Origin of the sequence: Chryseolinea sp. H1M3-3, assembly GCF_029360725.1 — a bacterium.
Taxonomy (GTDB): domain Bacteria; phylum Bacteroidota; class Bacteroidia; order Cytophagales; family Cyclobacteriaceae; genus Chryseolinea.
In genome coordinates this window covers 1,224,104-1,237,526 of record NZ_JARKMY010000002.1, presented here as the reverse complement: position 1 = coordinate 1,237,526, position 13,423 = coordinate 1,224,104, and the positions used below count along the sequence as shown (strand labels likewise).

Sequence of the window (13,423 nt, the reverse complement as noted above, 5' to 3'; positions counted from 1 at the left end):
CTACTTCACCCTGGTTAGTTTCATTTCACCCCGCTCGTTCTTAATCAGAATTTCGTCATTGCTGATGAGTTCGCCCGTGCTGTTAATGGTCATGTCATTGAAAGAAATACTGTAGGAAATTTTTTTACCGTCCACTTTTCCGTTTTCTAATTTAGTTTCTCCAAAATTACTCTTCCATGTCCCTGTCAACACATCGCCCTCAACTTTAAAAGTGTAGTTGACTTCAAAAGTGCCGTTAGGTGTTTCGCGGGAACCTTTCCATTCGCCGTTAATCGGGCTTTGGGCGAACGCGGTCATACATCCTACCAAGAGTGCTACTGTAAATAGAATTTTCATAACGAGAAATTTTTTGGGTTTATACAAAACTGATTTTGTTATTCAATGCTATAGATGTTGTTGGAACACAAGTGATCCGTTGTGCATGAGTAAAAGTTTGCGCCACGTCAACAGCTAATTTTTAAACAGCAGGGGCGCAAGTTCATGCAGGCTGCGTCTCCATGTTTGAAACTCGTGCGCTGTACCTTCGGAAATGTAAGACACCGCGTTAAAACCTGCGTCCTTAAGAGCAGTAGCTGCACTCTTAACATTATCCGGTCTTTCTTTACTGCCACAACTCAAAAAGATCAACTTAACTTTTGATTTGTCCTTAATATCTTCCGGCTTGTAAACGCCGCCGCTAAGCAGCGCGAAGTGTGAAAAAACCTCTGGCTTATTCATTGTAATCGTGCGCGTTTCCATACCACCCATGGAGAGACCGCCCATTGCGCGATGAGCCTGATCTGCAATCGTACGGAAGTTGGCATCAACATAAGGAATCAGTTCGTCCACTAAGACTGTTTGAAATGGTGTAATGTCAAAATTTCTTAATCCACCGAACTTAATTTCATTCGTCATCCCATAGGTCATTACAATGATGAAGGGTTTGATCTTACCTTCAGCAATCATGTTGTCCATGATCAGGTTAGCGCGGCCTTGATTAGTCCATGCAGTTTCATCCTCACCCCATCCATGCTGTAGGTATAACACAGGATATCGTGTTGACTGATTCTTATCATACCCGGGAGGTGTATAAACAAATGCCCGGCGTGACGTATGCGTACTTTTTGAGGGAAAAAGGATCTGCTGCACGTTACCGTGAGGAACATCTTTTAGCGCGTAGAAGTCCTGATCATGGGCAGGTATTTCTATACCGCTCTCCCAACGAACAGAACCGTAAAAATTCAACGCACCGGGATCATTAAATTTCCCTCCATCCATGATCACATGGTAGTAATGAAAGCCCTCGTCCATTGGCCCGGGCGTGGTGCCCATCCAGGAGCCATCTTCTGTTTTCATTAGTTTCGTGCCACCCTTTCCGCCTAACCCCAGACTAACTCTCACGCTATCGGCTTGAGGAGCAAGGATTTTAAATCTTGCATAGCGCTGTGAGTTAACCTGAGGGTATTCTTGCCCGGGCTGATTTAAGGTTGACGGTTTGAAGTCTTCTTTTATTTCCTGGGTGGTCTGTGCAAAACATAATGAACCCATTAATGACAAGACTAAGAGGAGTGTATAATACTTCATGTTCTTTTTGATTTTATAGGATGGTTGGGGTGAAAGTCGTTTAGGCTTGCATGCAAATGTTACGGATATCGACATCTGAAATCTATTATAACGTATCCAGGCTGATATTAAGTGTTATTTATACAATTATAAGTAATGACACTTAGGAAAGCAAGTTTCGATTGTGAAAACGATTGTGATGAGGGTTGATCAAGTAAGTTTTGCGCTGGATCGAGAAGAAAGATGTTTTACCGATGAGGCATTAAACGCCAAGGTCGGTTATCACTCTTAGCACAGAAACCGGGCGAACAATCAGCGCGAACGGGCGCGGATAATCCGGATGTTTTCCTGTACGGCAGCAACGACAGACAAATGATCACGATTTTTTAATTCTGATGGCCGGGAACATGCGTTTTCAGAACTAACGAATTATTTAAAACATAGCCTATTGCTAGCATTGCAAGTCACGCTACGCAGTGCGAAGTATCTTCTCCATTTTACGACCTTTCGCCAATTCATCCACGAGCTTGTCAAGGTATCTCGCTTGTTGGGTCAGCGGATTTGCAATTTCTTCTACCCTGTAGCCACAGATTAGGCCGGTAATGCGATTAGCCATCGGGTTCAATGTAGCCTGCTGAAAAAATACTTCAAAAGTTACCTTTTCCTTAATGAGCTGCTGTAGCTTTTTTTCATCAAAACCAGTTAACCACTCAATTACTTGATGCAATTCTTTTTTCGTTCGACCCTTCTTTTCCACTTTAGCTAAATACAAAGGATACACCGAAGCGAATGTCATTTGTGCAATACGGTCATCGTGTTTTTTTGTGGTGGTGCTCATACAATGTGTGTAACGCTACGTTCTTATCTTATTGCAATCTTTCCAGTCGGCCTTTTCTTTTCATAATATTTTTATAGTCCCACTGAATTGCTTTTGATTTTTTTAGCCACCGCCTAAGATCCTTTGTATTAATTTGTTCACTTGTGGTGTAGAAAATAGACGCGTCTTTAAATTTTTTGCCAGTCACATTCAATCTTTCTTCTTCAAAACTTGCGCCACTCCAAAACATCAAACGCAAGCCAGCTTTCTGTTTACTGTAGCCAACAATTGGATTGCCATCTAAAAACCAAACCGGGTGAGCGTGCCAAATTTTACTTTCTGCCTCTTTCATTTCGCTGTCAATTTGCTTTGCAAGTAAGTCGCAAATTTCCTTGTCAACGGTTACTTGGCGATCGTTATATGCTTGGATTTCTAAGTTCATCTTGATCGACAAAAATGTTGTTGGGCTAAAGCAATACGCACTGCCTCCGCTTGGCTATAGAAAGCAGTTGTTGTTAAACTACTAGGAGTCTTGGCCCGGTTTGCAGACGAATTTAATAGTGGATATGTTAATAACCTACAAGCAGCATATGTTTTATGCATTTCGTGATGGCTTCGTTACCGCATTTCAGATGGTTAGCAGTGATTGAATTAATAAGGTGAAGATCATTTGACCTATCTGTTATCCAAACACAAGCGGCTGCTCGTTTATTGACCCGTCAATTATGCCACGCTGGAAAAAGTAACGTTTGCCGATGTGAAAGTTCAGTTAGGTAGCCGGTAACTGTTTGGTAAGCTGATTTAAATTCTTGCAACTCAGATACCGATGAAAAATCAATTCTGGAGATAGCCGTTCATTTTCAGCGTTTTTTTAATTTAAAGAATGTAACCCCAATTTGTTTCCTTCGGAGTCGATGAAAATTGCAAAGAATCCCATGTCAGGGCCAATCTCACTTTTGGGTACAATAACTTTTCCGCCATTGGCTTCTATTTTGTCCGCGACTTTTTGCAAGTCATCGCCCCCGTTTAAATAAACAACTATGCCATCGGCTGAAGGTTTATAATCACTCCCATGAATTAATTGGACAAAAACGCTTTCACCAGCATTAGGAAATAATGCCATTTTTATCCCATCCATATCCGTAACTTCGACATTAATATTTAAAACCGTTTGGTAAAACGTAATTGCTCTCGAGAAGTCTGCCGTTGGGATTTCAACAATTGAAATTAAATTTTTCATGTCGTTAATTTTATTTACCGTTGTTTGAACCTTTTCTGTTTGTTGTGTAGAGTTGTTTTTAGGGACGCATGCGGTAAGACCAACTCCAAGAATTATCGCTGTGCTCAACATTGTCTTTCTCATTTTACTTTTTTTAAATGACAATGCAGATTTACAGGATCTTCACAAATTGAAATTGTAAAAATGCGACAGTTAATCGGTTTTGTAGAAAAGTGCCGAGAGAATCATTTTATCATCTTCTAAAAAATCTTTCGGTGTTGTTCCGGTAAATTCTTTAAAATCTTTGATAAAGTGTGCTTGGTCGTAATACTCGCTTTGATAGGCAATATTCGTCAGGTTTTCAGATTCTCGGTTAAGCAACATTTTTAGCGCAGTTTGCAACCTGATGACTTTACCTAATTGCTTTGGACTAATACCAATCTGTTTTATGAATTTCCTTTCAAGCTGTCTTCGTTTTGATAAATCATCTTTGAGGATGGCGTTGATCGAAGCGCTTCCTTTTGTTAAAAGTATCGCGTCGATGGTTGTTTTTACTATGTTGTCGATGGTTGCCTTTTCACTTAATTTATCTAGAAGAAAGTCCTCTACAATTTCTATTCTTTCTTGGATGCCAGTTGCATAGATTATTTTTTGCTTTAATTCTTTTGAAGGTTCTTCGCCGAACAGCAACCGCACAGGAGTTTCTTTGTTTGCTAATTCTTGAATTGGCGTCGTCACGAAGTTAGCGAAGCCATAGGGATAAAATCGAACTGCAAAAGTATTGACGTACCCTGTCGGTTCGATAAAAAATGGTTCTGTAATTTGTCCGAGTACCAATTCACGAGGTTGTATGATAAACTTGTCTTCGTAAGTATATCGCTTTACGTCATCTGCAAGGATAAAAATCATTTCAATACATCCGTCAGGTATAATGCGTTGTCGTTGAGGATTTTTTTGAACTGGAACCTCTAAAGTCCAATAACATTTTACAAGAGACGCTAAATCTGAACGCGGTTGAAATGTTTGATAGTTCATCAATTGTGAGAGAAACAGTTAATATAAGAATTTCAGGTCTCATCTAATTCGAAATTTTTCATTGTCCCAGTCAAGTCCAAGAAGTCAAGCCCATGGCCTCAAATGATTAGTGTATAAAGCATATGCGTCTTAAAGAACACGTTGCTATCATTGATGATGAATAATTTTTGCTAGAAGAATTAAAGGGCCATTGAAGCCGAGAAGCAAACTTGAATATGAAACAATATTTTTTCCATCGTTGCCTATAACTTTAATTTTTTAGGATGTTGTCGCGGATCAAAAATTGTCACAACAGTTACGGAGTTTTCTTTCATATCGTAATAGATAACGGTATGCTTTGTTAAAACTGATCGTCTGATATTCTTTCTTTTTGTAGTCTTGGGAAACAATCTCGGGTTACCTGAAATCAGTTCAAGCCTTCTGTCAAGTCGCCTGACAAAATTTCGAATGTCTTTTTGGGTCCATTTTTCGCTAAGGTAATTGAGAATGTTTTGTAAATCATCTAACGCTCTGTCTGACCAGAAAAGTTTATAGCCACTTTGCATACAGCTTTTTCGCTTCCTTGTGTGGTTTAACTCGTCCAGCTTTAATATCCTCTATCCCCTTATCTATCGCCGTTTTCTCCTCATCAGCAATCTCGTTCCACCAGTCCTGTTTCTTTGGGCTGTCTCGCAACATCCTAAGTTTTTCAATTGCGTCCCTGTCTTTTAGACCCGTGACCCATTTGATAATCTCAAGTTTCTCCCTTTCAAAGTTTAATTCTTTTAATTTTACCCCCATAATGTCACCAATTTAAGAATTTTTTATCCGCTTGACAATCCGAACATTCCGTCTACCGTTCCGCAAGTGTTTGATATTCGGCTGTTAGGAATAATTATCAATCTCGGGTTAACTGCTTTGGATTAAATGATTAACGAGTCGGTTCATGCGAAGCTTAACATTACTATACACAATGCTGCAGCCGCCTTCTACTCACTCACTTCTAATTTCGTCAACAGGGTTGGTCATTGCCGCCCTGACTGTTTGTAAGCTAAGGGTTATAAGGGCAATAAACGTAACCATGAGGCCCGCTATAAAAAAAATCCACACGTTAAGTTCAATTTTATTAGCAAATCGTGTCAGCCATTCATTCATTAAGTAATAGCCTACTGGAGCGGCAATCAAAAAGGCGAGGACAATGCGTGTTGTAAACGTCAAGGTCAATAAATTCAATATGTCCAACGGAGTTGCTCCAAGAACTTTTCGAATGCCCATTTCTTTTGAACGACTTTGAACCACAGCCCAGGATAGCGCAAACAATCCAAAGCAAGACAGCACCATACTGATAACAGAAAATGTAATTACAATTTTATAGAAGAAGGTATCCTCTTTATATTTCCTCATTAATTGTTCTTGAATGACGCGATAGGTAAAGGTGTAATCTGGGAAGGCGCTCTCCCATTCTTTTTGTATTTGTGGAAGTATCTTTGATAGATTGATCCCGCTATAGTCAATCAATAAAGCTTGTCCCTCCTTATGAAAAGAGATAATTGACGGAGGAATTTCCTGTTTGAATGAGCCACATGTAAAGTCTTCCACTACGCCGACAATTACATCCTTTGTTCCTGGAACTTTCTCACCTATCGGCTTCTCGAGATTAAACTGCCGGACTAATGTTTGATTAACAAGTTTTCCATTATTCATTTCCGAAGGCAGCTCACCCTCTACTAACTTCAAGTCTAATGTTTTTAAATAATCTTCGTCACCACCAAACAAATACGGCGTATAGAACTGCTCATGCTCAAGATCATAACGAACTATACTATTGCCAAATATGGGATTTCCGTTGCTGATTGTTACATTATTAACATCCGGCAATTGAACGATTTTCTGCTTGATAACGGTGAGCGCATGCGCATATTTTTTATCTGGTGCATCAATTTGAACGATGTGACGGTTAAACCCAAGGGGAGCATTTTCTATATGGTTCATCTGTTGCACGATAGTTACCGCGCAGATGGCAAGCGTGATGGAAATAACAAACTGAATAGTAAAGAGAAGCCTACTGAACCTAACCTTTGAAGAGTCCTTAGTCATCAGGTTGATTGACTTCATACTCCACTGTTTCGAAACTGACAATATAACCACCAACGAGCCGATGAGAAACAGAACGATACATAATGATGCGATGATCTTTACATTTAAAAAATATTCAGGCAATAAATTGGCTTCAAAAACATTATTAAAAACCGGAATAGTGTAATAGGTGATAATCATCGCAAGTAAGAAGCCAGCGAAAACGTAAACACCCGCTTCCGTTATTGAGAAACTAAACAGGCCTTGACGGGTAACGCCCAAAGTCTTCTTGATCCCAATTTCTTTTTTTCGGCTTTCCGAGGAAAGTAAGAATAGATTTATGAAGTTAAAGCTCGCTATAAAAAGCACCAAGCCGCAAACAATATACCCGACAGTCAAAAACATAGGGCTTCTTGTTTTTACATAGCTCATCTTGTTGTCGGTATTGAAATAGGATTCAGTCAAAGGATTAAAGAAGTACTCCGTTTTTCCAAGACCGACAAGTCCCGGACGCCGAGGATCGTTATTAATTTTTTTTACCAGAGGCTCCTGAGCATCCGCGCTTGTCAATAAAACGTAAGTAGCGCCACCCCTCCACTTGTTGGAAAACGTTGAGTGATGCACGAGCATATCAAAATTCAAATGACTATTCTCAATGGGTCTGTCCACAACAGCGGAAACAATTAATTCTTTCGTGGTATCGGAAGAGGATACGGTGAGCAGATTTCCAACAACATCGGTATGCCCAAACAACGTCAAAGCTTTATCCCTTGTGATAACGATTTTATCAGATGTCAGACACAAACCTTTTCTTCCCTGCAGCAAGGGGAAATCAAATAATGTAAAGAACGAACTGTCAACGGATAGTATTTTGAAATCATCAAATGGGTCATTTGATTTTTTTATAGTGAATCCCTCTAAATCCCAAATCCGACATACATCTTTAACTTCAGCATAGTTATTGGTCAGATATTCAAAAAAGTAATCCGGTATAAAGGCAATCCGGTCGTTACCACCAAACGGATCATTACTGAATACCTGAAATGTTTTCTCTCGATTAGTGTGGAACGTATCTGTATTGGTTTCAAAAACAAGAAATGAGATAAGGATATTGCTACACACAAATCCGATAGTCAAGCTGAACAATATAATTATCGAGTATATTCTCTTTCTCCATAAGCTTCTTAAAATAAGTTTGAGATTGTGCTTTATCATAAACTCGTTGGCTGTGGATAATAAACAAAAAATGTACTCACATAATAGAAGCTCCGGTAAACCGGCCTTCAGGAGATTGGGTTGATTTTACTCCATTCCAAAATACAAAAAACTATTTAACCGGTTCATGGTGTTGCACCAAAACTTCCGGAGCGTCGGCGCACTTCGTAGTTCTTTGGAGTAATAAACCTAAACAGGGGCACAATGAACATCTAAAAAAGCTGCTAGAGCAGGGCATTTGCGCTAACGGAACAGAATTCAAAAGTTATTAATAAACTAACACACATTCTTCGCATATTGGCAGTCTCTTACCTGAGCGAACGAAATGCGGAACGAATGTCAGACGAGAATTACACAGTCACACTTACATGATTTGACAGCCTGCAAACGCAAGCGCTAAAGATCCGATTTTATCAAATCTGCTTTTTGTATAGGCAATCGTCTAACCCGGTTTCCCGTTGCCGCAAAAAGAGCATTAGCCAACGCAGGAGCTATTGGAGGAACGCCTGGCTCCCCAGCGCCGCCCATCTTCTCCGAACTAGGAACAATATACACTTCGACTTCAGGCATTTGATTCATTCTCAGCATTTGATAATCATGAAAGTTTGATTGCTGTACCTGACCTTTTTCCATGGTTATTTCACCATACAATGCCGCTGTAAGACCGTACACAATACACCCTTCCATTTGTGCATGAACACCATCAGGGTTTACAGCCAAACCACAATCTATGGCGCAAACCACACGATGAACCTGCAGCTTATTATCGTCAATAGATATTTCAACAACTTGTGAGACATAACTTCCCATTGCTTCATGAACTGCTATACCTCTAAATCTTCCTTCAGGCATGGGCTTACTCCATTCTGCTTTTTCAGCAGCCAAATTGAGTGCCGCTAAATGACGGGGAGAATTTTTAAACAGCGAGCGTCTATATTCAACAGGATCGATTTTAGCTATTGTAGCCAGTTCATCTACCAATGTCTCCATTACGAAAGCCGTATGCGTATGGCCTACGGAGCGCCATGCTGAAACCGGAACCTCCACGTGAGTAGTAATCAATTCAAAAGAACAATGAGGAATACTGTCTGAGTATGGGGCAGCCGTTGTTACAGAACTATAATCGATTCCATTCTGAACAATGTATTCCTCTAACGGCGTGCCTGTAAAAAGAGATTGGCCAACAATGCGATGTTGCCATGCCACGGGGTATCCATCTGTACCAATGCCAATATTAACCCGATGCAGATAAACAGGTCTGTAATATCCTCCCTTAATGTCATCTTCACGGGTCCATACCAGTTTGATAAACTGCCCGCTTGCCTTGGCAATATGAACGGCTTCCATAATCCAGTCAGAACTGAAAGTACCGCGCCTGCCAAAACTTCCTCCAAGATGAGGAGTATGAAATAAAACCTGCTCTGGCTGGAGACCTAAAAATACTGCGACTTCGGCCTGCCGATGTTTCGGAGCTTGGGTGCCTGCCCAAACTTCACATTTATCTTTTTCTATTTTAACTGTACAATTTAAAGGCTCCATGGGTGCGTGAGCCAGAAAAGGAAAACTGAATTCCGCTTCAATTGATTTGTTTGCCTTTTTTAAACCAGCCGTTACATCACCCTTTTGTTTGACAACTTGCCCTTTTGTTTTTGATAGTTGCACATACTCATCCAGCAACGCCTTACTTTCAATATTTTCATTTTCACCACGCTCCCATTCTATAGTTAATGCATCACGTCCTTTTTGAGCAGCCCAAAAGTTATCTGCAAGAACAGATATTCCCGTTGGAATTTGCACAATATGCCTGACTCCTTCTATCGCCTTTGCTGCCTCTGCGTTAAAGGACTTAACCTTGCCACCCATAACCGGGGCATGTGCCACAACAGCCGTAAGCAAATCAGGAAACTGGATATCCATGCCATACTTTGCTTTTCCATTGATCTTTTCTAAACTGTCTAACCGTTTCTGAGATTTACCAATATATTTCCAGTCTTGTGGCTCACGAAGCTTAACAACAGGTTTGGGTAATACGGAAGCATCATTCGCCACTTTGCCAAAGCTCAACTTCTTGTTTCCTGCTATCACATATCCATTTTCTGTGCTGCAAATTTCAGGCTTTACGCCCCATCTATTTGCAGCAGCATTTATTAACATTATGCGAGCGGTAGCACCAGCCTGACGGTAAATATCAAATTGCGATACAGTGGTCTCTGAGCCTCCGGTAAATCGATCTACCACTGGTTTCAGAAAATCATCCGCTGTTCCCGGCGGACTATGCTCAACCTTTATTTTTTTCCAATCACAATCTAATTCTTCAGCCATCAACATAGGTAACGTTGTCCAGATGCCTTGTCCCATCTCAACCTTTGAAAGAATAATCACGATGCTATCATCCTCTCCAATACGCAAGAATGCATTTGGAGAAAATATATTCGGAGGGGCGCTCTTTGTCGATAGGACATCTTTGAATGGTATTGCCATCGAAATCAAAATTCCACCACCGACAAGGGTACCCGCTTTAATAAAATCCCGGCGATTAATAACTGCTTTTTTATCCATCTATCGAATGTTTCTTCTTGAGTGAAACTTACCAATAAATACAAACTTTGAGGATTCTTATTGTCTCATTAACATCTATTTAACAAAACGTCACTTAACCTGAGATGGCTCACAGAAAGAAAGCTTAAGATCTTAAACTATATTGAATATCTCCGTTAGTATAATTATCAATGCGCATAACCAATTACTTTTTATCAAAAACAATCCCTCCACCTAAAATTTTCAAACCAATTACATCATCGGAATCATCTCGCACAAACTGGAGAAAGCTAAACTGATCTTTACTTGAACTTTTAAGTTTAATCGGATGGATGCGAGGATGATGTATCACAAGCTGGCCATCTTCATTTTTCAACGTCCAGACGGTTGACAACTCTTCTGAAAAATAAGTACCCACATACGGATTTACATCCACGGTCTCCCTATACTTTTTTGCATTCTCTATTTGCTTTAAAGCGCCCTCCACCGTCGGCATCTTATTCAGATCGGGCAGGTTCTCAGTATTTGTTCCCAGAAAAATATCCCTGATTTTCCAGGCACGCTGGTAGGTGGCATCATTACCATCATTGCTCAGGTAAACTATAGATAATTTTTGATCAGGGTAACGGAGTATTGCCGTTCTGAAACCCAAAACCAGTCCCAAATGAGCGACCTCATTCTTGTTATCGTTTTTTACCACTTCGTTCCCAAAAACATACTTATTTGGACTTCCATCCTTCAGGGTGGTAGTGGTATTCAACAGCTTATAAATTCGATCGTTCATGTGCTGCCTGCTTTCTATACCAATCAGCCATTTTTCAAGATCGTCGATAGAAGTTTGCAATCCTGAAGCGCCTGTAGCCGCCCAGTTATTTTGCAACTCCACGAAGCCATCTTTAGTGCCTGAATAACAATGTACACCATGTTCTGCAACCTGTCCGATGTCAGTTTTAAACCAGGTATTGTTCATTCCGTAAGGCCGGAAAATATTTTCCTTACACCATTCAGAAAAGGGTGTCCCGGTTACTCTACTGACTATCTCGACAAGTAAATTATAATTGGTATTGGAATAGTTGTAACGTGCTCCAGGATTAAAGAGAAGCTGCTTTTGTGCAAAGGCAAAGTTTAAACAGATAGGAAGCGTCGTTATATCCTGAGGGCCGAAGCCGGCAAACTGCAAATCGTCAGTACTTCTAATTCCCGAAGTGTGATACACCAGATTGGCAATTGTGATCGGTGTTCCATAGTCAGGCATTTCAGGTAAATATTTCCTGATATCATCCTCCAAACTGATCTTACCTTGATCAACAAGCAAAGCTATCGTAACCTGTAAATTGTTTGGAACAGGAGGCTAACTCAAACAAAGAGCTGGTCCTGATGGGTATGTTGTCCTCAAGGTTTGCAAGGCCTTTGGTAAGTTTCAGTACAACTTTTTCATTCTTAATCACCAGAAGCGCTGCACCTGGGGTATACTTTTCATACCAGCCATCGAACAATTGTTTCGATTTTTCTACGGCATTATTTCCTGCGCCCTCCAACTTATCAAGCGTAATTGTATATTTTCCTGTTAAAGGTTCGTTAAAGTTCCACCCGACAATAATCTTATAGATACCTGATTCTTTAGAAAAAATAGTTACTACTTCTTTATCTCCCATCTGGTTTTCATCCTTGTATTGAATCAGACTATTCTGTGGATCATATACACGGGCATTAATTCTTACATGCTTTTCGGTAATGCGGATACTGGCAAATTCATTTGATCGCATCTGCACATAAAATGTATCCAGTTTCTGGGGTGAAATTTCTGAATAAAAAGTTTTACCAAGAATCAAAAAATTTTGCGGGTTGGAGCTACATGAACAAATGGTTATAAAAACAATCAATATGGAATAGAATACCTTTATTTTTTTCATAGATGAAGAGAATTATAAATTTAATAGCAGTCAAATAACAATAGGGGCACCAGTCATGATGTAAGCTTTACCACGACTACCCTACTCGATTTTCTTACCCGATAAGGGCCGATGATTTCGTACCGGCAGAAATCATAAGAAAATGCTTAAGCAAAATTAGAATCTCAGAAATTAGAAAAATTGTATTTTTGGTATGGACGATTACCGTCTTAAATCATTGCAGGAATAGGAAGGTGTTTTTACGAACATTGAAGGGGTAACACCGCAGACCTTTCTGAAATCATTGACGAAATGAGCCTGGTCGGAGTATCCGAATTTATAAGCGATCTCTGTAAAGGAAGATGTAGGGTTAGCGAGTTTGTATTCTATTGATGCCCGCATTCTAATGAGAACCAGAAATTTTTTTACCGTGTGTTTTACATGCCGGAAAAATATCTTGTTTAAAATTTGTCGTGGCACATCGAATGTTTCAGCCAGTTCATTTACACTTACACTCCCTTTGCAATCGTAAATTTTTTCGCAGACCGATTTGACAAACTCCATTTCAGCAGATAAGCAATATTCCTTAGCGATTAAAAACTGTTCTGCGAGTGTCACCATCTCATTAAAAGATTTGGAACTAAAGATATTTTCATGCAGATCAAGTATTTCTTTTCCGAATAATGTTCTCAAATCCAAAATCCCTTGCGGCAGTGAATTCGGAAAAAACATTCCGTTGTTCCAGGGCTGTAGTTTTATACAAAAGGTGGTAAAGCAAGCTTTAAAATCGATCGAGAACGGCTGGGGTACTCTATTAATAGTGTATGTATGTGGGATTTTGCTCCTATTGTTTATACCATAACTCAAAAAAGCATCGGTCTCTTTTACAAACATGATTTCATAGCACCCGTCATCGGCAATGAGACCCGAATTACTTGCAACATTCCGGTTGAATTCCTGATAATAGAAACTATGTACAAGATGCTGAAGGGTTTTATCTGTTCTCCGATTTATAAAAGTTCCACCTGATTTCATTTTTGGATTTTAGAAAAGACTTACAATAAATCAATAGGTTACAAATAATGCATAGATACTATAGATTACATTTTT

At 39.8% G+C, this 13,423-nt stretch carries 13 protein-coding genes; all 13 read right to left on the bottom strand.

Annotated features, from left to right (window positions below):
• Entirely contained in the window at positions 1 to 336 is a 336-nt protein-coding gene (locus tag P2W71_RS12715; RefSeq protein ID WP_276371552.1) for a hypothetical protein, read from the bottom strand.
• Positions 337 to 450: 114 nt separating this feature from the next.
• Positions 451 to 1,563, bottom strand: a complete 1,113-nt coding sequence (locus tag P2W71_RS12710) for an alpha/beta hydrolase-fold protein (protein WP_276371550.1) — start codon at positions 1,561 to 1,563, stop codon at positions 451 to 453.
• A gap of 448 nt (positions 1,564 to 2,011) precedes the next feature.
• Positions 2,012 to 2,380 (bottom strand): DUF2200 domain-containing protein, encoded by a 369-nt coding sequence (locus P2W71_RS12705; protein WP_276371547.1) that lies wholly within the window; start codon positions 2,378 to 2,380, stop codon positions 2,012 to 2,014.
• A gap of 28 nt (positions 2,381 to 2,408) precedes the next feature.
• Positions 2,409 to 2,801: a DUF1801 domain-containing protein gene (locus P2W71_RS12700; protein ID WP_276371544.1), complete on the bottom strand. Its 393-nt coding sequence runs from the start codon at positions 2,799 to 2,801 to the stop codon at positions 2,409 to 2,411.
• Between the two features lie 429 nt (positions 2,802 to 3,230).
• Positions 3,231 to 3,599: a VOC family protein gene (locus tag P2W71_RS12695; protein WP_276371542.1), complete on the bottom strand. Its 369-nt coding sequence runs from the start codon at positions 3,597 to 3,599 to the stop codon at positions 3,231 to 3,233.
• 192 nt (positions 3,600 to 3,791) lie between these two features.
• Positions 3,792 to 4,613: a helix-turn-helix domain-containing protein gene (locus tag P2W71_RS12690; RefSeq protein WP_276371540.1), complete on the bottom strand. Its 822-nt coding sequence runs from the start codon at positions 4,611 to 4,613 to the stop codon at positions 3,792 to 3,794.
• A 242-nt stretch (positions 4,614 to 4,855) separates the two neighbouring features.
• On the bottom strand, positions 4,856 to 5,158 hold the full coding sequence (locus tag P2W71_RS12685) for a type II toxin-antitoxin system RelE/ParE family toxin (RefSeq protein ID WP_276371538.1): 303 nt from the start codon (positions 5,156 to 5,158) through the stop codon (positions 4,856 to 4,858).
• On the bottom strand, positions 5,142 to 5,393 hold the full coding sequence (locus P2W71_RS12680; RefSeq protein ID WP_276371536.1) for a hypothetical protein: 252 nt from the start codon (positions 5,391 to 5,393) through the stop codon (positions 5,142 to 5,144). The genes P2W71_RS12685 and P2W71_RS12680 overlap by 17 nt, the downstream gene beginning before the upstream one ends.
• 192 nt (positions 5,394 to 5,585) lie before the next feature.
• The gene (locus tag P2W71_RS12675) at positions 5,586 to 7,883 is read right to left on the bottom strand and encodes an FtsX-like permease family protein (protein WP_346659956.1); all 2,298 of its coding nucleotides are present in this window, start codon (positions 7,881 to 7,883) and stop codon (positions 5,586 to 5,588) included.
• Positions 7,884 to 8,279: 396 nt separating this feature from the next.
• Positions 8,280 to 10,442, bottom strand: a complete 2,163-nt coding sequence (locus tag P2W71_RS12670; protein ID WP_276371532.1) for a xanthine dehydrogenase family protein molybdopterin-binding subunit — start codon at positions 10,440 to 10,442, stop codon at positions 8,280 to 8,282.
• A gap of 184 nt (positions 10,443 to 10,626) precedes the next feature.
• A complete protein-coding gene (locus P2W71_RS12665) occupies positions 10,627 to 11,736 on the bottom strand; it encodes a serine hydrolase domain-containing protein (RefSeq protein WP_276371530.1) in 1,110 nt (369 codons plus the stop codon).
• Positions 11,726 to 12,334, bottom strand: coding sequence for a serine hydrolase domain-containing protein (locus tag P2W71_RS12660; RefSeq protein WP_276371529.1), 609 nt, complete (start codon positions 12,332 to 12,334; stop codon positions 11,726 to 11,728). Before P2W71_RS12660 ends, P2W71_RS12665 begins: the two co-directional genes overlap by 11 nt.
• Before the next feature lie 201 nt (positions 12,335 to 12,535).
• Positions 12,536 to 13,348 (bottom strand): AraC family transcriptional regulator, encoded by an 813-nt coding sequence (locus tag P2W71_RS12655; protein WP_276371527.1) that lies wholly within the window; start codon positions 13,346 to 13,348, stop codon positions 12,536 to 12,538.
• Positions 13,349 to 13,423: the final 75 nt, after the last annotated feature.